This is a genomic window from Bacillus cereus group sp. BfR-BA-01331 (assembly GCF_022663915.1).
GTDB lineage: Bacteria > Bacillota > Bacilli > Bacillales > Bacillaceae_G > Bacillus_A > Bacillus_A mycoides.
The window spans coordinates 443620-463446 of record NZ_JAKUGJ010000001.1; the positions used below are offsets into that span (position 1 = coordinate 443620).

The following is a 19827-nucleotide window of genomic DNA, read 5'->3' on the forward strand; positions in this document are numbered from 1 at the left end:
AGGCAATATATATGGCAGGGCGAAAATTGAAGGACGATTACATAAATAAAGTGAAGGAGTACCATCCAAAATCGAACTATTTCATAAATTGTGTGAAGGCATTTCTTGTTGGTGGACTCATTTGTACAGTCGGAGAAATATTGATGAAATTTTATATACATTATTTTCACTTTAGTGAACAAGAGGCGGGAAATCCGACAGTTGCAACGCTTGTTTTATTGTCGGCGATTTTAACAGGGTGTGGTGTATATGATAAAATCGGGCAGTTTTCTGGAGCGGGATCAGCTGTACCAGTTACTGGGTTTGCGAATTCTATGGCGAGTGCCGCACTAGAGCATAGGAGTGAAGGGATTGTTCTAGGAATCGCTACTAACATGTTTAAGCTTGCAGGAAGTGTCATTGTATTTGGAGTCGTCGGTGCATACATTATTGGGTTAATAAGATATACATTTCAAATTTTAATGTCTTAAAGGAGGGGTGGGTATGAGATTGACAGGAAAACAAACGTGGGTATTTCAAAATGATATCTTCGTGAATGCAACTGGTACTGCTGTCGGTCCGAAAGAAGCTGAAGGCCCTCTTGGAAAGGATTTTGATATTTCATATTCTGACTTACATTGCGGAGAGGAAAACTGGGAACTTGCTGAACGAAGGTTAATGTCAGACTCAATTCAACAAGCGATGCAAAAAGGGAATATAAAAAAATCGCAAATTGATTTCTTTTTAGCGGGAGATTTATTAAACCAAACAGTGACAGCAAATTATGTTGCTCGTGAGTATGGTATTCCTTTTTTAGGGATGTTCAGCGCTTGTGCGACGTCAATGGAAACTTTGGCGATTGGATCAGCTTTTATAGATGGTGGATTTGCGAATCGTATTTTAGCTACAGTAAGTAGTCATAATGCGACGGCTGAAAGACAATTTCGTTCCCCAACAGAATACGGAGGACAAAAGCCAGGGACAGCAAACTCAACTGTTACCGGAGCAGGGTCAATATTAATTAGCAATGAGGAGAGTGCAATTAAAATAACAGCAGCAACAATTGGTAAAGTGCAAGATTTAGGAATTGCTAATCCTTTAGATATGGGATCAGCGATGGCACCAGCTGCTGCTCATACAATTCAACAACATTTTGAAGATTTGAGAAGAAGTGCAGCTGATTATGATCTTATTGTTACTGGTGATTTATCGGCTGTTGGGACACCAATTGCGAAACAACTTTTACTTGAGGAAGGGTATGATTTGGGGAATGTATACAATGATTGTGGATTAATGATTTACAATTCAAATCAAGAAGAAGTGTTTGCAGGGGGCAGTGGTTGTGCTTGTTCAGCTGTTGTAACATACGGCCATTTATTGCGTGAAATGCAAAAAGGGAATTTACAAAGAATTTTTGTTGTTGCAACTGGAGCTCTATTAAGCCCCATGATGATGCAACAGAAGGAAACGATTCCAACGATTGCGCATGGTGTTGTGTTTGAAAGCGTTAAAGGAGAGTGAATTGTGGATTTTATATATGCATTTCTTGTAGGAGGAGCTATTTGTGTAATTGGACAAGTGTTGCTAGATTTCGCAAAGTTAACACCGGCACATTTAATGGCAACTTTTGTAGTCGCCGGAGCTATTTTAGACGGATTCGGATTGTACGATCAGCTCATAAAATTTGCAGGTGCTGGGGCAACAGTCCCTATTACAAGTTTTGGACACTCACTATTGCACGGGGCAATGCATGCAGCAGAAAAACATGGATATTTAGGAATTGGAATCGGCATGTTTAGCTTAACGTCTGCGGGGATTTCAGCAGCGATATTATTTTCATTTTTTGTTGCACTTATATGTAAACCGAAAGGATAAATCAAATGAGACGAAGGGTTGTTTTGGTCACAGATGGAGATGAATATGCAAAGCGGACAATTGAGCTGTTAACAAAGGAATTTGGGGGGAGGTGTATTTCAGCATCGCAAAGTAATCCGACCAAATTGACAGGGAAGAAAGTTGTTGAGCTTATTATGCAAACGCCATATGACCCTGTATTTGTCATGTTTGATGACAGCGGATTTATAGGAGAAGGATCTGGTGAAAAGGCGTTAAAGTATGTCGCAACACATAAACAAGTTGATGTACTCGGTATTTTAGCAGTAGCATCTAATACACATCATTGGGAATGGGCGCGTGTAGATGTAAGTGTAGATCGGAATGGGAATTTGACAGAATATGGCGTTGATAAATTTGGACTCCCAGATGGTGAAATTGGCAGGATTAGTGGGGATACGATTTATTGTTTAGATGGTCTGAATGTTCCTGTCATAGTGGGGGTCGGTGATATTGGCAAGATGTGCGGAAATGATGAATGGGAGAGAGGATCACCTATTACTAGAAAAGCGATTCAATTAATTTTGGAAAGGAGTGGCTTTTATGACGAAGCCTAAAAAAGTGAATATCCCGATTTCATCTTTTTTAAGTGATAATGAAAATTATTTAAAGCAAACAGTTGGGCTTGGTGTTACATACGATGTTGGCATTCGTAAATTTCAAATTTTAAATAAAGAAATTGGTGTGTTATTTGTAAATGGACTTTGTGATACGAATTATATTATCCCTATTTTAGAAGAAGCGGTGGATACAAATGAAATAAGGGATGTAGAAGAAGATACAGTAAAGCTTTTAGAGAATCGTTTAATTCATCAACAAGTAAGTAAAGTAAAAACGATGGATGATGTAATGCTCCAAGTATTATCAGGACTCATTGTTATATTTGTGGAAGGTGAAACTGAAGCGTTCGCAATAGATGTTCGTAGTTATCCGGGCCGGACACCCACAGAACCAGATACAGAAAAGGTAGTGCGTGGTGCAAGGGATGGATTTGTTGAAAATATCGTTGTAAATACAGCGTTAATTCGTAGAAGAATACGCGATCCACGTCTTCGAAATGAAATGATTCGAGTAGGGGATAGATCGCAAACGGATATTTGTATTACATATGTACAAGATGTTGCAAATCCGGATTTAGTTAAGATTATAAAACAAGAATTAAATAATATTGAAGTAGATGGGATTACGATGGCGGATAAAACGGTAGAAGAATTTGTAGTGAAACAAGGTTATAATCCATTCCCGCTTATCCGATACACAGAGAGACCAGATGTAGCAGCAAATCATCTGTTAGAAGGACATGTGTTAGTACTCGTTGATACATCACCAAGTGCTATGATCACTCCAACAACATATTTTCACCATTTACAGCATGCAGAAGAGTTTAGACAAAATCCAGCTGTAGGTACATTTTTACGTTGGGTACGTTTTTTAGGTGTTATATTTTCGCTATTTTTACTGCCATTTTGGCTAGTTTTTGTTTTTGATCCGACTCTTTTACCGGAAAGCCTTGCTTTCATTGGACCAAATAAGATGACGCATTTACCGATTTTATTACAAATTTTGATGGCGGAAGTCGGACTCGAATTTTTAAGAATGGCCGCCATTCATACACCGACATCATTGTCGTCGGCAGCAGGATTAATTTCTGCCATATTAATTGGTCAAATTGCAATTGATGTAGGTTTGTTTGTACCAGAAGTTATTTTATACGTAGCCGTTTCTATGATTGGGTCATTTGCAACGCCGAGTTATGAACTTGGACTTGGAAATAAGGTCGGAAAATTGTTTGTCATTATTTTAACAGGCATATTTCATGAAATGGGATTTGTCATTGGAATGACGATGTTGATTCTGTTTTTAACATCTATAAGAAGTTTGCAAACACCGTATTTATGGCCGTTTTTACCGTTTGATTGGGGCGCGTTAACGAAAATTTTACTTCGTCCAACTATGTCTAGTTTAAAGGTTCGTCCAAGTATTGTAAGACCTCAAAATGTGCGAAGACAAAAATAAGCGGGATTATGCTCCGCTTATTTTTTATTGAAAATTTATTGTTTTTTTAACAAAAATCAAACATTTTTTTTGTACAATTAGAGTAGATATTGTGTATGGAAGGGGAAGAGGACATGATTAAACTATTTGTAAGTGATTTAGATGATACACTCGTTTACAATATGAATGATATGCAAAAAGAAGATGAACGAGCGCTTTGTTGGCTAGCTGAAAACGGGACAAATATTTGTTTTGCCTCTGGTCGTTTTACTCACCGAATTGATGAGGCGGTAAAAAGGTTTTCGTTCCCGTATTACACAACTAGTTTAAATGGAGCGACAATGATACTACCGGATGGAAAAGTATTTCATGAATCGAGTTTTGAAGATGGGGTTGCCCAGGAAATATATCGATATATACATAAAAAGGGACTAGCAGATATTGTTTGTGCAAATGAGCAGCGATATACAAAAAGGAAGAATGAACATCACCATACTTTTGAAGAGTATATGGGAGTGCATATTGCTGAAATCGAAGAGTTAGAAGAGGAATTTGGGAAGACTGTACATCCTGCGAAATTATTTGTTTTTGGCGAAGAAGAAAAAATTGTAGCATTAGATCAAGAGTTGAGAGATACATTTCATAGCGAAGCGGAAGTCTTTATATCGGGTAAGCGATATGTTGACATTATGCCAAGAGGTGTGAGTAAAGGAAGCGCTCTGAAGCGATTAATGGAACATTTACAAATTGAAGCAAATGAAGTTGCATGTATTGGAGATTCTTTCAATGATATTTCTATGTTTGAAGTAACCCCGCACTCCTTCACCCTCCATCATGCTCATCCGTATGTGAAGGAGAAAGCAAATCATGTTGTCCGTTCGGTTGAAGAAGCTATTATGAAATTACCGTTACTTGTATAAAAAAGAAGCTCGTCACTGGCGAGCTTCTTTTTTTACTTGAATAAAGATTTAACGAAATCAATGATACTAGAGAAGAAATCTTTTACTTTATCTAGGAAACTTTGCCCCTCTTCAGATCCTAAGAAGGCAGACACATGGTCTTTTGCTTTCTCTAATTGGCTACCAACTTGGTTCCAATCGATATTAAGATTTTTCATTTTATCAAATAACGCTACTAGGCTATCCAGCTGTTCATCTGTTAATGTAATACCGAGTTGATCAGCAATTTTTTTAATTAATGTACGTAAATCTTCAGTTGTTTTTGGCTGTTCTTTTGCAATTTCTTCTTTAATTTTTGCAACAAGTTGAACTGCTTTTTCTTCGCCGATTTTATCACCAAGCTGGGCTGTTTGTACCATTTCTTCATTGGCTACTTTTTTTACTTCTTCAGGAATGGCTTTGTTTGATGTTGTTTCATAGGCCTTCATTAAACCTGTTAAAGCAGCAGTTCCTGAAACTTTAAATGGTGCAGTAATTTGAATCTCTGCATCTTTCACACCTGCTGTAATAAGTGCATTTGTGTACATTGCATCTGTTATCGAATTAATGTTTTTTGAGCGTACAATGAGACCTGACCCTGGTTTTGTGTATGTAATCATAGAAGAGGAAATAGCTCTCGTACCAATTTGCGCTTTTGGAACGATGCCCTCTAGAAATTTATGTTCTTCCGCATTAGATACAGTAATAATTTGTGCATCTTTTGGTGCTTTCATTTCTTTCAAAAGATCTTGTTTCTGTTGTTCAGATAAGTTTTCTCCTAGTGTAACAATTGATTCTCCCTCAATGATGTCTGCAAATGAAGCTGTTGGCATAATAAATACGGCTACAGCTAATAGCAGAGCTAGTAATTTCGTTTTCACGAAAAATCGCTCCCTTTCTCTTTCTTAAATTTTCGGGCAACACAGTTATTATAGTATATTTTTCTTATTTGTCACCTAGCTTCTTCCACATTTCAAAAAAGAAGTATGCAGATTGTCGGATTCTTTTTGTTTCTCGTCATGAATATGGTAATATAGTGCTGAGATAGTTGAAAGGAGACATATACATATGAAAACTTTAGGATACATATTAATGGAAAATGGCGAAAAAATCGATTTAGAATTTTTCCCAGAAGAGGCACCAAAAACAGTAGAAAACTTTAAAAAATTAGCAGAGCAAGGATTTTATGATGGTGTGACATTCCACCGCGTTATTCCTGGCTTCGTAAGCCAAGGTGGAGACCCAACAGGCACAGGAGCAGGTGGCCCAGGTTACTCTATCCCATGTGAAACTGATGGAAATCCTCATAGACATCTTGTTGGCTCACTTTCTATGGCACATGCTGGCCGTAACACAGGTGGTAGCCAATTCTTTGTTGTTCATGAGCCACAACCGCATTTAGATGGCGTACATACTGTATTCGGTAAAGCAACAAGCGGTATTGAAACAGTATTAAACATGCGTCAAGGCGATGTAATGAAAGAAGTTAAAGTTTGGGAAGAATAAGTTACGAGAAAAGGAGAGCGATTTTGCTCTCTTTTTTTATTTCCTATAAACAGGGATTGGTATATATTTTAAAGTATATGACACAAATAGGACGGCTACTAACGTTAAATTATATTGTTCATGAGAACACACTTTTAACAAAATACATAGAATGGAGTACGAATTATATGCTTCAATAAATGTATTTCTCTTAACATATTGCTTTTAGTAGAACTACTTTGTTCAAAAGTGGTTAATAAGTGAAATGTGATGAGAAAGGGATTTTCCTTATAGTTCCTATATAGTATTGTCTCTTTTTTGAGCGGTGTAATAGAAAGAAATAGCGTGGAAACATATATTTGACTTTCTTCTTAACGCTTTGTATGATTATCAAGTTGTTTCAGCCTCTTCTCACTCTTGTAAAAATATTGTAGAATGAATGTGATATGAAAAGAGTGATTGAGGGGATAAATAGTTTGTAACTTTTGTAAGAAGGGATAAGGGTTATGTTAATTCGTTTTAAAAAAAGTTATGAAAAAATTGCAATGGGGCTTCTTTCATTTATGCCAACTGAAAAAGATGTAAAAACATTACAATTGACAATGAAAGAATATGAAGCGAAAGAGGATTGGCAATTGTATTTGTGGAAACAAAATGAAGATTTTGTTGGGATAATGGGGATTATAAAAAAAGAAGATCAGGTATTGGAAATTCAGCATTTGAGCGTGAATCCGTCTCACCGTCATATGGGGATTGGGACGAAGATGGTTCAAGAGCTTAAGAGTAAATTTCTTGAGTTTACAATTTGCGGAAATGAGCAAACAGCAAGTTTTTGCAAAAAGTGTAAAGAGCTTGAACAAAATATACATTCATGAAAGCAGGGATAAGTGTTTATTATCTCTGCTTTCTTTTTTGTAGTTGCTCGTGTCGTTCAGAAATGACTTCTGTTCGATCACGCAATGTGTGCTTATTTATGATGTATTCATCAGGAATGACGTTCACATCTTTCCAAGAGAGGTTTTGTTTCTTACATAACTGTATGCATTGTTTTTCTAACGATACGTCTAATAAGGGTAAAAATAACGGCGTGGAAATTTCCTTTTTGTGGATAGAGTGTAATCGTTCATTTAATAAGAAGATAAGCTGTTTATGATCTATTCCTAATTGATGTAAAGATGTACTGTTCTTTTCTAAAAGTGCTATTGCGCTTTTTATCATCTTCTCTGCACCATTCCAGTTGGATCGTCTGTGATGGTATAAGGAAACAGCAATTTGAATGAGACCGACTAAGTAATTGTCGCGTTCTCCTCTAGGTTTTAATTTCCAATACTCTTCTAATATTTCATGACATTCAAAATAATCATAGTCTCCGTGAAAATGAATTAAAAATTGTATGTACTCGGTAGGATACATTTTTTTCGCTCCTGTCTAACGGTTATATGTACAGTTTATCATAGAAATATTAACAATAAGCGACTAGGGAAATATCCCTAGTCGCTTTATTGCGTCCTATTAGCAGAAGCAAGCTGCTCCTACAATGATTAGTAAAATGAACAGTACAACAAGTAATGCGAACCCACCGCTAAAACCGCAATCAACGTGACCCATAGTTTTTTGACCTCCTACATTGTTCTTACTACATTGTTATCATATGAAGCGGTGGGCATTATGACATGGGCATAGGTCTATTTTTAATTAAATTTCTTAAAAAGGTTGGATAGAACATGAGTATGCTCTATACTTATGTTGTTATAGAAAAAATGTGGTGGGATGCTTTGTGCAGTATAATTTTAAAGTAGAGGCTTTTGAAGGGCCTTTAGATCTATTGTTACACTTAATACATCGTTACGAAATTGATATATATAATATTCCTGTAGCGGAAATTACAGAGCAATATCTATCTTATGTCCATACGATGAAAGAATTACAATTAGATGTTGCCAGTGAGTATTTAGTAATGGCTGCAACGTTATTGCAAATTAAAAGTAAAATGTTGTTACCGAAACAAGAAGAAGATGTACCTGATAACGGTGAAGACTTTATAGATGACCCTCGTCAAGAATTGATGGAGAGGTTAATTGAATATAAGAAATATAAGCAAGTTGCTACTGAGTTAAAAGAAAGAGAACAAGAAAGAGCACAGCTATATACACGTCCGCCAATTGATTTTACATCATTTCAACAAGAAGAGGAGACAAGCTTACCTCTTGATGTTACGTTATATGATATGTTAGCGGCATTTCAAAAGCTAATGCGTCGTAAAAAAGCAAAGACCCCCGTAACAACGCGAATTACTCGCCAAGAAATACCAATTGCACAGCGAATGACTGATATTATACAACAGTTAGAAGTAAAAGGCGGTCGTCAAAGCTTTTATGATTTGTTTGCTGATGAAGAACGTGAAATAATGGTTGTAACATTTTTAGCGGTTCTTGAGCTAATGAAAAATCAACAAATCATAATTGAGCAAGAACATAATTTTGATGAAATTTTCGTGTTAAGCTCTAATAAATCCGTATAGAGTTGGTATGTGAAAATGGGATAGAAATATTTTATCTTATGTTAGGTTTTAATGTATCGTTTGGAACGAGAGAAGAAATATTGAACCGAACGCATTTACTGTGATTCGGTTTTTTTATGTGTATTTTTATGAAAAATAGGAGGAAGGAGTTCGTAAAATGGATAGAAAAGAACAAAAAGCGATTATTGAAGGACTTTTATTTGTTGCAGGTGACGAAGGGATTTATCCGGAACAGATAGCTAAAGTTCTGGAAGTTGAAGTGGAAGAAGTAATAAACAGTATAGAGGAAATGCAAAAAGAATGTGAAGGATCGAATCGAGGGCTGCAAATTGTACAATATGCAAAAGTGTATCGTTTTGCAACAAAGAAAGAACATGCTGCATACTATCAAAAATTAATAAATACCCCAACAACGGCTTCACTGTCTCAAGCAGCTCTTGAAACGTTGGCAATCGTTGCGTACCGTCAACCGATTACAAGAACAGAAATGGAAGAGATTCGAGGAGTGAAAACAGATAAGGCATTACAAACGTTAGTTTCACACTTACTTATAAAAGAAACGGGAAGAGCGGAAGGACCAGGGCGCCCTATTTTATACGGAACGACGAAAGAATTTTTAGATACGTTTGGATTGAAAACATTAGATGATTTACCACCTCTTTCGGAAGAAAATGAACAAATGAATGAAGCAGATTTATTCTTTGGTTCTTTACAGGAATTATCAAAATAAAAGCTTAGCATTTTGCTAAGCTTTTTTGTATATCAATTACAGAGCGTGCCATACTAAATGAAAAAAGGAGACGAGTTATGAAAGGTGTACGGAGTATTCTATTGTTGGTTTCTGTTTTATTATGTTTTTCGTTAAACAGCGCATCGGCTAAAAGATATATGATGTCTATTCATACTGCGTCTTCTATACATATGCATCGGCAACATTTTGGTAAAATGAAAGTGAGTTTTTTAAAAGTTGGACAAGGTGATGCGACACTTATTACATTGCCAAATGGTCAAACGATGTTAATAGATGGGGGCCCTTATGAAGCAGGAGAGGTTATTATTCAAAAACTAATTGAAAAAGGAATTAATCATTTAGATGTGATTGTAAGTACTCATCCTGATATGGACCATATAGGGGGGCTTATTCCAATTGTAGAACAAATGCCGGTTTCACTCGTATTAGATAGTGGAAAAACATATAGTTCATTTACTTATCATACGTATCGGAATAATATTAAAAAAAGGGGCATACCTTTCATTTCAGTGAAGGAAGGACAATATATACCGTTAGATCCACATGTTGCTATACAAGTATTAAACAATGGTAAATCGAAAGACGAGAATAACGAGTCCTCAATTGTGTTAAAGATTCGATATGGTAAAGCGGACTTTTTATTAATGGGTGATGCTGATATACGGACGGAAAATGAAATATTAAAGCAATTTGATGTACATGCAGATGTATTAAAAGTTGGGCATCATGGCTCGTATACTTCAACGAGTGAAACATTCTTAAAAAAAGTGGATCCACAATTCGCTATTCTTTCGTACGGGAGTAGAAATCCGTATGGGCATCCTCATCAAAGTGTAGTAAGACGATTAAAACAGCGTGGTATAATGATATATGGAACAAACAAGCGAACTGTGGAAATAGAAACAGATGGTGAACATATTACTATGGGGGCAAGCGGTCTTATGCCATTACTTAAGTAACTAATTATATAAGAGGTTATTATCCATTTTGATAAAAATGGATAATATATATTAGAATGAAAAAGAAATCAATTTCCTTTTTTCGCTGAACGAAGAGGAAATTTCATTAGAATGTATAGACAACTACTTGTGTGTATATTAAGATGGAATTAGGCGAATAAGGTAATAATAATAAGTAGGTATTTCATGGGAAAGGGTCGATGAAAATGAAAACGCAAGTTGTCATCAATGCCGAAATTTATACAGGTAAAGAAGTAGTGGGAAACGGATTTATTCGTTACACAGAAACAGTTAAAGAAATTGGTTTGATGGCTCAATATGTATCACAAGAAAATGAAACTGTGTTAGATGTGGCAGGAAAGATTGTGATTCCAGGTATGATTGATGTTCATATTCATGGTGGATACGATATTGATGCGATGGATGCAAATAGCGATGGATTAGTAACTCTTGGTAAAGAAATGTTAAAAGAAGGAGTTACAACTTACTTCCCAACAACAATGACACAAGCTCCAGAAGCGATTGAAGCGGCGCTAAGTGCTGCGAAGGAAGCGAAAGACAAAGGAGCACATTTCGAATATATTCACTTAGAAGGACCATATGTTTCAAAAAAACGTGCGGGTGCACAACCACTTGAACATATTGTTCCTGCGAGTATCGAGCAATTTAAACAATGGCAGGAAGCAAGCGGTAATCTAATTAAATTAGTAACATATGCACCGGAAGAAGAAGGTGCGTTAGAGTTTGAACAGTATCTTGCTGAAACAGGTGTTGTTGGCACAATGGGGCATACAGATGCGATTGATGCACAACTGAAAAATAGAAAAATTACACATGCAACACATTTATACAACCAAATGCGTGGATTACATCATCGTGAACCAGGTGTTGTTGGTCATGTGTTATTAAATCCAGATGTAATGGTTGAAGTAATTACAGATGGTATTCACATTCACCCTGATATGGTGAAATTAGCATATAAATTAAAAGGACCGAAAAAAGTAAGTGTCATTACAGATGCAATGCGTGCAAAAGGTCTTGAAGAAGGATTATATGAGCTTGGCGGACAGCCAGTACATGTAAAAGATGGCAGTGCCCGATTAGAAGATGGAACGTTAGCTGGTAGTATTTTAAAAATGGATCAAGCTTTCCGAAATGTAATTGAATTTACAGGATGTTCAATCGAGGAGGCAGTGTTAATGACATCAGTTAACCAAGCAGAAGAATTTGGATTAAATAATAAAGGCGCGTTAGCGGTAGGTAAAGATGCAGACTTTGTTGTTATGACTGAAGAATTACATGTATATGATACGGTTCGTTTAGGAATTCATATGAAGGAAGGGAAGTAATTAGATGAATATTCTTGTTGTAAAAACTCCAGAAGAATTAGCAGAAGCAGGTTATAAGTTAATTAAAGAGGTTGTAAAATCAAAAGAAAATCCAACTTTAGGAATGGCTACAGGAAGCTCTCCATTAGGTATTTATGCAGAAATGCGAAAAAATAAACTTGATACAAGTCATGCAACCACTGTAAACTTAGATGAGTACGTAAATTTACCACACGAAGATAAAAACAGCTATCACTATTTCATGCAAGAACAGTTGTTTGATCATCTTCCATTTAAACAAACTTATGTACCGAATGGGATGGCAAGTGATTTAGAGGAAGAGTGCAAGCGTTATGAAGGCATTCTAGTAGCTAACCCAGTTGACTTACAGATTCTTGGAATCGGTGAAAACGGTCACATCGGATTTAATGAGCCAGGAACACCATTTAATTCTCCAACTAACATTGTAGAATTAACAGAATCTACACGCCAAGCAAACCTTCGCTTCTTTGAAAATGAAGAAGATGTGCCGACTCATGCGATTACAATGGGAATTGGAAGTATTATGAAAGCGAAACAAATTCTACTTGTTGCTATGGGATCTAAAAAGGCAGAAGCTATTAAAGAATTATTGCAAGGTGAATATAGTGAGGCGTGTCCTGCTACAGTTTTACAACGTCATCCGAATGTAACCGTAATCGCAGATCCAGAAGCTCTATCTTTATGCAGTGAGGCGATTGCTGATGAACATCGACAAGTATTCACCATTTCCGATCTATTATCAGATTCAAGAGTGGGTGAAACAGCTAATTGAGGAAGGCGAATGGAAGCCGGGAGATAAAATTCCATCTGAGAATGAACTTTGTGATAAGTTCGAAGTGAGTCGTATGACAATCAGACAGGCGATTAATAACTTAGTGGAACAAGGTTATTTATACCGGAAACGTGGGATTGGAACGTTCGTCCAACTTCCGAAAGTGGAGCAAAAGTTGCAAGGAATGACGGGATTCACAGAAGATATGATTTCTCGTGGTATGAAACCGAGCAGCCAGTTATTAAGTTTCCGCCTAGTTCCAGCTACTGCTAAAATAGCAGACCGGCTGAGAATACAAGAGGGAGAATCGGTTTATGAAGTGAGGCGTACGCGCTTAGCTGATGACGAACCGATTGCATTTGAGACGACATATTTGTCGCCAACTCTTGTGAAAGATATTAACGAAGAAATATTGCAACAATCTTTATATGAACATTTAGAGAAAAAACTGGGCTTTAAGCTTGTTCGCGCTACTCAATCAATTGAAGCTTCAATTGCAACGGATAATGAAGCTGAACATCTGCATATTCCTAAAAAGGCGCCTGTACTTGTAATGCGCCAATGGTCATATTCAGAAGGTGAGATACCGTTAGAGTATGTGAAATGTATTTATCGTGGGGATCGTTATAAATTTATTACAAACATCGCACGTAACAAATAATATATTTCAGTTTGTAAAGTACAGTGAATTTTAAAGTGTTTAACATGTAAAGAAATAAAAATACGACTCATCCTTATAAGGAGTGAGTCGTATTTTTATTATGAGCAATTACGTGGTTAACAGCATCTTTAACCGTATTTACTACATAGTGAGCGTGCTCTTTTACTGCGTCATCTGCTTGAGACATAGCAAAACTGTGAGGAGTTAAAGAGAACATTGGAATATCATTATAAGAATCCCCTATGCAAGCAATTTCCTCTGGTTGTATTTGAAATTCTTTTAATAAAATAGAAATAGCAGAACCTTTACTAATATTTGGTGGCATTACATCTAAACATTGTTCAGCTGAAATGAAAGTACTAACTTTTCCATGGAATTTTTCATCAATCTTTTTTTGAAGGAGTTGTAAGTTTTCCTTTGTTCCACCGATAGAAATTTTATTTGGAAAAATTGTATCATCGATTTTCTGTAATAAATTTGGTTCTTCAACAGAAGTCATTGCTACTTGTTTTTCGAGTTCATGAATAAAAGGTGTCTTTTCTTCAATATAGTAATTATGCTCATCACTTACATAACGGAAATAAGGGTCTTGATTTGTCATAGCTAGTAAATCAGGAAGAATGCTGGAATCAAAATTTGCGGATAATAGTTGCTTATTTTCATTAGTGTATACAAACACACCGTTTACACTAATACGATGGAAATTTGTATTTACAGCTTTCATTAAGTCTGCGATTTCATTATCAAGTCGTCCAGAAGCGAAGCAAAGAATAACATTTTGCTCAGCAAGACTGCGAAGTGCCGCAACATCCTGTTCATCAATCAGACCTCCATGCTGCATCATTGTACCGTCAATATCACTTACAAACATTTTAATCATGTTGCTATCTCCTTTCTATGTACAGTTGCCCTTACATTATACGCATCATATACAAACATGTCTAAAAAATGAATTTTTATTAAATGGTAGATGTTTTATATTGACGAAAAAGAAGAATGTTCTGTAACATAAAAGTAGGCTATTTAAGTACGAGGGTGGTGTTATATGAGTAATTATCTAGAAATTAAAAAAGTTTTAAATAATAATGTCATCATTGCTAGCCATCCTGAACACGAGGAAGTAGTAGTGATCGGTAAAGGAATCGGATTTGGGAAAAAGGCTGAAGATGTGTTGGAGCAAGAACAAATTGAGAAAATGTTTGTTTTAAAAAATGAACGTGATCGAGAACAATACAAACTTTTAGTACCACATGTGAGTGAAAAGCTAATTGAATTGATGAATGATATTATGTTATACATTCAAGAAAAAGCGGAGTCTCCATTAAATGAACATATTCATATCGCTTTAACAGATCATATTTCTTTTGCAATTAAAAGGCTGAAACAAGGACTTACAATAGATAATCCTTTTTTAGTTGAAACGAAAATGCTATATCCAGAGGAATATAAAATTGCTGAAGGAGTTGTGAAACTTTTAAATTCTCGTTTGCAAATTACATTGCCAGAAGGAGAAGTTGGCTTTATCGCACTCCATATTTATAGCTCGCTTACAAACTCTGATTTATCTTCTGTTAATCAAAATTCTCGTCTTATTGCACAACTTGTGTCTTTAATTGAGACAAGCCTACAAATTACATTAGACCAAGAAAGCATTCATTATTTACGCCTTATTCGCCATTTACAATATGCTATTGAGCGGGTGAAAAAAGGAGAAAAAGTAGAAGAAGCACAGAGTTTTGCTGATTTATTAAAGTTGGAATATCCAGTTTGTTATAATTTGGCGTGGAAACTAGTCAAAGTAATGCAGAAAGAATTACAACTTCCTGTATATGAAGCGGAGAGTATTTATTTAACGATGCATTTACAACGATTAGTGAAAGTAGAACATGTGTAAAAAGACATATATTTTTGTCTAAAATGAAAACGTTAAAAAAAATGATTGAATCGCTTACAATAGTTATGTATAATAACTATTGCAAAGTTATACAAAATTCGACAAACACATTAAGGTAAATAACGAAAACGTTTGCTTTAATTATAGTGAACTTATACGTAATCCTATTTTTGACACGTGTTACTGATTCGATCAGGCATGAGTGGAGAAAAGTTGGGAATGTAAGCTAAAGAAAGGGACATACTACCCTTTGTATAGCTATCGTTCTATCTTTTTTTTCCTCATGCCTTTTTGGCGTTTGTCGAAAAGTATCAATATAGATAAGAGAGGAAGGGTTTCCATGTTTAAGAAGATCTTTGGTGTTCTTCAAAAAGTCGGAAAAGCGCTTATGCTTCCAGTAGCGATTTTACCGGCAGCAGGTATTTTACTTGGATTTGGTAATGCATTTCAAAATCCACAATTAACAAATGTTATCCCTGCTTTAAAAGCAGATTGGTTCGTAATGGTTGCAAAAATTATGGAACAATCTGGCGATATTATTTTCGCTAACCTTGCGCTATTATTCGCAGTTGGGGTAGCGATCGGTTTAGCTGGTGGAGACGGAGTAGCTGGTTTAGCAGCGTTCGTCGGATACTTAATTATGAACAAAACGATGAGTGTGTTCTTAGAAGTAGATAAACTAGTGAAAGTAACAAGCACTGGAACAGACCCAGTAAAAATTGGATTTTCAGATCCAGCATATGCAAACGTATTAGGAATTCCAACGCTGCAAACAGGAGTGTTTGGTGGTATTATCGTCGGGATAGTAGCGGCATATTGTTATAATAAATACTTCAACATTGAATTACCATCATACTTAGGTTTCTTTGCAGGTAAGCGTTTCGTACCAATCGCAACTGCAACATTCTCTTTAGTGGTAGGTATTATCATGTGCTTCATTTGGCCATACATTCAGGGTGGCTTAAATACGTTCTCACATCAAATGATTGATGCAAATAGAACGATAGCAGCATTTATATTCGGTTTAATCGAACGTTCATTAATTCCATTTGGATTACATCATATTTTCTATTCACCGTTCTGGTTCGAATTCGGTCAGTATACAAATGCAGCTGGCGAATTAATCCGTGGTGACCAAAAAATCTTTATGGCACAGTTAAAAGACGGCGTAGAATTAACAGCAGGTACATTTACAACTGGTAAGTATCCGTTCATGATGTTCGGTCTTCCAGCAGCAGCTTTAGCAATGTACCATGAAGCACGTCCAGAAAATAAAAAATTAGCAGCTGGTATTTTAGGATCTGCTGCATTAACATCTTTCTTAACAGGTATTACAGAACCGCTTGAATTTTCATTCTTATTCGTAGCACCAGTATTATTCGGAATTCATGCAGTATTCGCTGGTCTATCATTTATGACAATGCAAATTTTAGGTGTTAAAATTGGTATGACATTCTCTGGTGGTTTAATTGACTTCATATTATTCGGTGTACTACCAGGTCGTACGGCATGGTGGTGGGTAATTATTGTTGGTCTTGTACTAGCAGTTATTTACTACTTCGGATTCCGTTTCGCAATCCGTAAATGGAACTTAAAAACACCTGGTCGTGAAGTAGCGAATGCTAATGAAGGCGCAGGGAAAACAGAAGCAGGAGAACTTCCACGTGAAGTATTAGTAGCACTTGGTGGTAAAGAAAATATTGCTTCGTTAGATGCTTGTATTACTCGTTTACGCGTTCAAGTTAACGAACAAAAAAATGTAAATAAAGACCGCTTAAAAGAGCTTGGAGCAGCCGGTGTACTTGAAGTTGGAAATAACATTCAAGCTATTTTCGGACCGAAATCTGACACATTAAAATCACAAATTCATGATATTATGTCAGGTCGTACACCTCATGTTGAAAAAGAAGCGCCTGTAAAAGTGGAAGAAGCTCCTCAACAGGTTGATGAAAATGAAACAATCGTTTCACCAATTGAAGGAAAAATCTTACCGATTACAGAAGTACCTGACCAAGTATTCTCAGGGAAAATGATGGGAGATGGATTTGCGATTGAGCCAACAGAAGGAACAGTAGTTTCTCCGGTTAATGGTGAGATTGTAAATGTATTCCCTACAAAACATGCGATTGGTATTCAGTCTGAAGGCGGAAAAGAAATTTTAATCCACTTCGGTATTGATACTGTAAAATTAAATGGTGAAGGCTTTGAAGCGCTTGTAGCACAAGGTGATAAAGTGAAGCAAGGACAACCATTATTAAAAGTAGATCTTGCATTTGTAAAAGAAAATGCACCATCTATTATTACACCAATCGTCTTTACGAATTTACAACAAGGACAACAAGTCGAATTGAAAAAAGATGGAAATGTTAAGAAGGGCGAAAACGCTATTATTGACATTCAGTAGGAATTTGACGCAAAATGTTTATAATTATAATAGGCGATGTGGTTGACCGAACATCGCCTATTATATACAATAGATGATGTAGTACTCACGTCTATACAACTAAAAAAATACTGTATTTGAAGGAGATAAATTATCATGGAAAAAATCTTTAAAGTAACTAGCGACTCAGGAATTCATGCTCGTCCAGCAACTCTACTTGTAAACACTGCAAGCAAATTTGGTTCTGACATTAACTTAGAGTATAACGGAAAAAACGTTAACTTAAAATCAATCATGGGTGTTATGTCTTTAGGAATTCAACAAGGCGCGGAAATTAAGGTCACTGCAAATGGTGATGATGCAGCTCAAGCACTAGCAGCTATCGAAGAAACTATGAAAAACGAAGGATTAGGAGAATAATGACTCTTAACATTCAAGGGATCGCTGCATCAAGTGGGATTGCTATTGCAAAGGCTTTCAGACTTGAGAATCCTGAATTTAACATTGAAAAGAAATCAATTACAGACGAAGCTGCTGAAATTGCACGCTTAGACGCTGCGCTTGAGAAAGCAAAATCTGAACTAGAAGCTATTAAGGACCATGCTTTTGCTGAGCTAGGTGCTGATAAAGCTGCTATCTTTGAAGCACATTTATTAGTATTAAATGATCCAGAATTAGTGAATCCAGTAAAAGATAAAGTAAATGGCGAAAAAGTAAATGCTGAATTTGCAATGGATGAAGTTGCATCAATGTTTATTTCTATGTTTGAAAACATGGATAACGAATATATGAAAGAACGTGCTGCGGATATTCGCGACGTAACAAAACGTGTCCTTGCACATTTACTAGGAATTAACTTCTCAAACCCTGGTACAATTTCTGAAGAAGTAATCATCATTGCTGAAGATTTAACACCATCTGATACAGCTCAGTTAAACCGTAAGTATGCAAAAGGTTTCACAACTGATATCGGTGGACGTACATCTCACTCTGCAATTATGGCTCGTTCTATGGAAATTCCAGCTGTTGTTGGTACGAAAGTTGTTATGGAGAAAATCCAAAACGGCGATATCGTAATCATTGACGGTTTAGATGGAGAAGTAATTGTAAACCCATCTGAAGAAACTCTTCGTTCTTTTGAAGAAAAGAAAGCGAAATTTGAAGAGCAAAAAGTCGTATGGGCAAAATTAAAAGACCAAGCAACTGTAACAAGTGATGGACATCACGTTGAGCTTGTTGCTAATATTGGAACACCAAATGATGTACAAGGTATTATCGATAATGGCGGAGAAGGCGTTGGTTTATACCGTACAGAATTCTTATACATGGGCCGTGACAATCTTCCAACAGAAGAAGAGCAGTTCGAAGCGTATAAAGCAGTTCTTGAAGGTGTAAAAGAAGATCAACCAGTCGTTGTTCGTACACTTGACATCGGTGGAGATAAAGAGCTTCCATACTTACATTTACCAAAAGAAATGAACCCATTCTTAGGATACCGTGCAATTCGCTTATGTCTTGATGAGCAAGATGTGTTCCGTACACAACTTCGTGCATTACTTCGTGCTAGCGTATACGGTAACTTGAAAATTATGTTCCCAATGATTGCAACTCTTGATGAGTTCCGTCAAGCGAAAGCAATCTTATTAGAAGAGAAAGAAAGACTTGTTCAAGCGGGTACAACTGTTTCTGATTCTATTGAAGTTGGTATGATGGTTGAAATTCCAGCTTCAGCGGTATTAGCAGATCAGTTCGCAAAAGAAGTTGATTTCTTCTCTATCGGAACAAATGACTTAATCCAATACACAATGGCTGCAGACCGTATGAACGAACGTGTAGCTTACTTATACCAACCATATAACCCATCTATTTTACGTCTTGTAAAAATGGTTATCGATGCTGCTCATAAAGAAGGCAAATGGGCTGGTATGTGTGGTGAGATGGCGGGAGATTCACTTGCTATCCCATTATTATTAGGCTTAGGTTTAGATGAGTTCAGTATGAGTGCAACATCTATTCTTCCTGCAAGAACACAACTAAGCAAGTTGTCAAAAGCAGAAATGGAAACATTAGCAGAAAAAGCATTAACAATGTCAACTGCTGAAGAAGTTGTTGAATTAGTTAAAAGCATATAATAGTAAAAAAACCTGAGTCGATTCGAAATCGATCTCAGGTTTTTTCTATAAGAAAAGTAAATCTTATTTTGTTACTATAGAGGATAAAGAACAG

22 protein-coding genes are annotated in these 19827 nt (G+C 36.3%); 18 read left to right on the forward strand and 4 right to left on the reverse strand.

Features of this window, described 5'->3' with window-relative positions:
• Window positions 1-11 precede the first annotated feature (11 nt).
• The 6 genes from spoVAC to MR155_RS02380 all read left to right on the forward strand — a co-directional run bounded on the left by spoVAC (window position 12) and on the right by MR155_RS02380 (window position 4787).
• Window positions 12-470: a stage V sporulation protein AC gene (spoVAC, locus tag MR155_RS02355; protein WP_113937139.1), complete on the forward strand. Its 459-nt coding sequence runs from the start codon at window positions 12-14 to the stop codon at window positions 468-470.
• Window positions 471-483: 13 nt separating this feature from the next.
• Complete coding sequence (spoVAD, locus tag MR155_RS02360; RefSeq protein ID WP_002088448.1) at window positions 484-1500, forward strand: stage V sporulation protein AD; 1017 nt, start codon at window positions 484-486, stop codon at window positions 1498-1500.
• 3 nt (window positions 1501-1503) lie between these two features.
• The gene (spoVAE, locus tag MR155_RS02365) at window positions 1504-1854 is read left to right on the forward strand and encodes a stage V sporulation protein AE (RefSeq protein ID WP_113937140.1); all 351 of its coding nucleotides are present in this window, start codon (window positions 1504-1506) and stop codon (window positions 1852-1854) included.
• Between the two features lie 5 nt (window positions 1855-1859).
• Complete coding sequence (spoVAEA, locus tag MR155_RS02370) at window positions 1860-2429, forward strand: stage V sporulation protein SpoVABEA (RefSeq protein ID WP_002088445.1); 570 nt, start codon at window positions 1860-1862, stop codon at window positions 2427-2429.
• Complete coding sequence (gene spoVAF / locus MR155_RS02375) at window positions 2416-3888, forward strand: spore germination protein SpoVAF (protein ID WP_113937141.1); 1473 nt, start codon at window positions 2416-2418, stop codon at window positions 3886-3888. The genes spoVAEA and spoVAF overlap by 14 nt, the downstream gene beginning before the upstream one ends.
• A 95-nt stretch (window positions 3889-3983) precedes the next feature.
• Window positions 3984-4787, forward strand: coding sequence for a Cof-type HAD-IIB family hydrolase (locus MR155_RS02380; protein ID WP_002067045.1), 804 nt, complete (start codon window positions 3984-3986; stop codon window positions 4785-4787).
• Window positions 4788-4819: 32 nt separating this feature from the next.
• Here MR155_RS02380 and MR155_RS02385 read toward each other — a convergent pair whose 3' ends face one another.
• A complete protein-coding gene (locus MR155_RS02385) occupies window positions 4820-5686 on the reverse strand; it encodes a DUF1002 domain-containing protein (RefSeq protein ID WP_002014912.1) in 867 nt (288 codons plus the stop codon).
• A 187-nt stretch (window positions 5687-5873) separates the two neighbouring features.
• Between MR155_RS02385 and MR155_RS02390 the strand changes: the two genes are divergently transcribed.
• Together MR155_RS02390 and ribT are read left to right on the forward strand one after the other, a co-directional pair.
• Window positions 5874-6311: a peptidylprolyl isomerase gene (locus MR155_RS02390; RefSeq protein ID WP_000853785.1), complete on the forward strand. Its 438-nt coding sequence runs from the start codon at window positions 5874-5876 to the stop codon at window positions 6309-6311.
• A 485-nt stretch (window positions 6312-6796) separates the two neighbouring features.
• On the forward strand, window positions 6797-7165 hold the full coding sequence (gene ribT / locus MR155_RS02395; protein WP_000908403.1) for a GNAT family N-acetyltransferase RibT: 369 nt from the start codon (window positions 6797-6799) through the stop codon (window positions 7163-7165).
• A gap of 19 nt (window positions 7166-7184) precedes the next feature.
• On the opposite strand, the gene MR155_RS02400 is transcribed toward ribT, so the two are convergent.
• A complete protein-coding gene (locus MR155_RS02400; protein ID WP_242307785.1) occupies window positions 7185-7703 on the reverse strand; it encodes a DUF309 domain-containing protein in 519 nt (172 codons plus the stop codon).
• Window positions 7704-7802: 99 nt separating this feature from the next.
• Window positions 7803-7898, reverse strand: a complete 96-nt coding sequence (locus tag MR155_RS02405) for a YjcZ family sporulation protein (protein WP_000510194.1) — start codon at window positions 7896-7898, stop codon at window positions 7803-7805.
• Between the two features lie 169 nt (window positions 7899-8067).
• Here MR155_RS02405 and MR155_RS02410 point away from each other — a divergent pair, with 169 nt between their 5' ends.
• From MR155_RS02410 to phnF, 6 genes are all read left to right on the forward strand, one after another.
• Window positions 8068-8811 carry a segregation/condensation protein A gene (locus MR155_RS02410; protein ID WP_113937143.1) on the forward strand — a complete coding sequence of 248 codons (744 nt, stop codon included), beginning with the start codon at window positions 8068-8070 and terminating at the stop codon, window positions 8809-8811.
• Window positions 8812-8968: 157 nt separating this feature from the next.
• A complete protein-coding gene (scpB, locus tag MR155_RS02415) occupies window positions 8969-9541 on the forward strand; it encodes an SMC-Scp complex subunit ScpB (RefSeq protein ID WP_002088435.1) in 573 nt (190 codons plus the stop codon).
• Between the two features lie 77 nt (window positions 9542-9618).
• A complete protein-coding gene (locus tag MR155_RS02420; protein WP_113937144.1) occupies window positions 9619-10521 on the forward strand; it encodes a ComEC/Rec2 family competence protein in 903 nt (300 codons plus the stop codon).
• A gap of 206 nt (window positions 10522-10727) precedes the next feature.
• Window positions 10728-11870, forward strand: coding sequence for an N-acetylglucosamine-6-phosphate deacetylase (nagA, locus tag MR155_RS02425; RefSeq protein ID WP_242308270.1), 1143 nt, complete (start codon window positions 10728-10730; stop codon window positions 11868-11870).
• Between the two features lie 4 nt (window positions 11871-11874).
• Window positions 11875-12663, forward strand: a complete 789-nt coding sequence (gene nagB / locus MR155_RS02430; RefSeq protein WP_002033913.1) for a glucosamine-6-phosphate deaminase — start codon at window positions 11875-11877, stop codon at window positions 12661-12663.
• The gene (phnF, locus tag MR155_RS02435; RefSeq protein ID WP_277958602.1) at window positions 12593-13324 is read left to right on the forward strand and encodes a phosphonate metabolism transcriptional regulator PhnF; all 732 of its coding nucleotides are present in this window, start codon (window positions 12593-12595) and stop codon (window positions 13322-13324) included. The genes nagB and phnF overlap by 71 nt, the downstream gene beginning before the upstream one ends.
• Before the next feature lie 73 nt (window positions 13325-13397).
• On the opposite strand, the gene MR155_RS02440 is transcribed toward phnF, so the two are convergent.
• On the reverse strand, window positions 13398-14204 hold the full coding sequence (locus MR155_RS02440) for a Cof-type HAD-IIB family hydrolase (RefSeq protein ID WP_002088430.1): 807 nt from the start codon (window positions 14202-14204) through the stop codon (window positions 13398-13400).
• 165 nt (window positions 14205-14369) lie between these two features.
• On the opposite strand from MR155_RS02440, the gene glcT reads away from it, so the two are divergent.
• The 4 genes from glcT (at window position 14370) to ptsP (ending at window position 19733) form a co-directional block, all read left to right on the forward strand.
• Window positions 14370-15218: a glucose PTS transporter transcription antiterminator GlcT gene (glcT, locus tag MR155_RS02445; protein WP_002088428.1), complete on the forward strand. Its 849-nt coding sequence runs from the start codon at window positions 14370-14372 to the stop codon at window positions 15216-15218.
• A 340-nt stretch (window positions 15219-15558) separates the two neighbouring features.
• Window positions 15559-17622 carry a PTS glucose transporter subunit IIABC gene (gene ptsG / locus MR155_RS02450; protein WP_002014901.1) on the forward strand — a complete coding sequence of 688 codons (2064 nt, stop codon included), beginning with the start codon at window positions 15559-15561 and terminating at the stop codon, window positions 17620-17622.
• A gap of 135 nt (window positions 17623-17757) precedes the next feature.
• The gene (gene ptsH, locus MR155_RS02455; RefSeq protein WP_002033915.1) at window positions 17758-18021 is read left to right on the forward strand and encodes a phosphocarrier protein HPr; all 264 of its coding nucleotides are present in this window, start codon (window positions 17758-17760) and stop codon (window positions 18019-18021) included.
• Window positions 18021-19733, forward strand: coding sequence for a phosphoenolpyruvate--protein phosphotransferase (ptsP, locus tag MR155_RS02460; protein WP_002066976.1), 1713 nt, complete (start codon window positions 18021-18023; stop codon window positions 19731-19733). The genes ptsH and ptsP overlap by 1 nt, the downstream gene beginning before the upstream one ends.
• Window positions 19734-19827 lie beyond the last annotated feature (94 nt).

What these genes read in the sequence shown, in the direction of transcription:
- spoVAC (WP_113937139.1), top strand. Translation starts at nt 12, where the DNA reads ATGGCAGGGCGAAAATTGAAGGACGATTACATAAATAAAGTGAAGGAG.
- spoVAD (WP_002088448.1), top strand. Translation starts at nt 484, where the DNA reads ATGAGATTGACAGGAAAACAAACGTGGGTATTTCAAAATGATATCTTC.
- spoVAEA (WP_002088445.1), top strand. Translation starts at nt 1,860, where the DNA reads ATGAGACGAAGGGTTGTTTTGGTCACAGATGGAGATGAATATGCAAAG.
- spoVAF (WP_113937141.1), top strand. Translation starts at nt 2,416, where the DNA reads ATGACGAAGCCTAAAAAAGTGAATATCCCGATTTCATCTTTTTTAAGT.
- MR155_RS02380 (WP_002067045.1), top strand. Translation starts at nt 3,984, where the DNA reads ATGGAAGGGGAAGAGGACATGATTAAACTATTTGTAAGTGATTTAGAT.
- MR155_RS02390 (WP_000853785.1), top strand. Translation starts at nt 5,874, where the DNA reads ATGAAAACTTTAGGATACATATTAATGGAAAATGGCGAAAAAATCGAT.
- ribT (WP_000908403.1), top strand. Translation starts at nt 6,797, where the DNA reads ATGTTAATTCGTTTTAAAAAAAGTTATGAAAAAATTGCAATGGGGCTT.
- MR155_RS02400 (WP_242307785.1), bottom strand. Translation starts at nt 7,703, where the DNA reads ATGTATCCTACCGAGTACATACAATTTTTAATTCATTTTCACGGAGAC.
- MR155_RS02405 (WP_000510194.1), bottom strand. Translation starts at nt 7,898, where the DNA reads ATGGGTCACGTTGATTGCGGTTTTAGCGGTGGGTTCGCATTACTTGTT.
- scpB (WP_002088435.1), top strand. Translation starts at nt 8,969, where the DNA reads ATGGATAGAAAAGAACAAAAAGCGATTATTGAAGGACTTTTATTTGTT.
- MR155_RS02420 (WP_113937144.1), top strand. Translation starts at nt 9,619, where the DNA reads ATGAAAGGTGTACGGAGTATTCTATTGTTGGTTTCTGTTTTATTATGT.
- nagA (WP_242308270.1), top strand. Translation starts at nt 10,728, where the DNA reads ATGAAAACGCAAGTTGTCATCAATGCCGAAATTTATACAGGTAAAGAA.
- nagB (WP_002033913.1), top strand. Translation starts at nt 11,875, where the DNA reads ATGAATATTCTTGTTGTAAAAACTCCAGAAGAATTAGCAGAAGCAGGT.
- phnF (WP_277958602.1), top strand. Translation starts at nt 12,593, where the DNA reads ATGAACATCGACAAGTATTCACCATTTCCGATCTATTATCAGATTCAA.
- MR155_RS02440 (WP_002088430.1), bottom strand. Translation starts at nt 14,204, where the DNA reads ATGATTAAAATGTTTGTAAGTGATATTGACGGTACAATGATGCAGCAT.
- glcT (WP_002088428.1), top strand. Translation starts at nt 14,370, where the DNA reads ATGAGTAATTATCTAGAAATTAAAAAAGTTTTAAATAATAATGTCATC.
- ptsG (WP_002014901.1), top strand. Translation starts at nt 15,559, where the DNA reads ATGTTTAAGAAGATCTTTGGTGTTCTTCAAAAAGTCGGAAAAGCGCTT.
- ptsH (WP_002033915.1), top strand. Translation starts at nt 17,758, where the DNA reads ATGGAAAAAATCTTTAAAGTAACTAGCGACTCAGGAATTCATGCTCGT.
- ptsP (WP_002066976.1), top strand. Translation starts at nt 18,021, where the DNA reads ATGACTCTTAACATTCAAGGGATCGCTGCATCAAGTGGGATTGCTATT.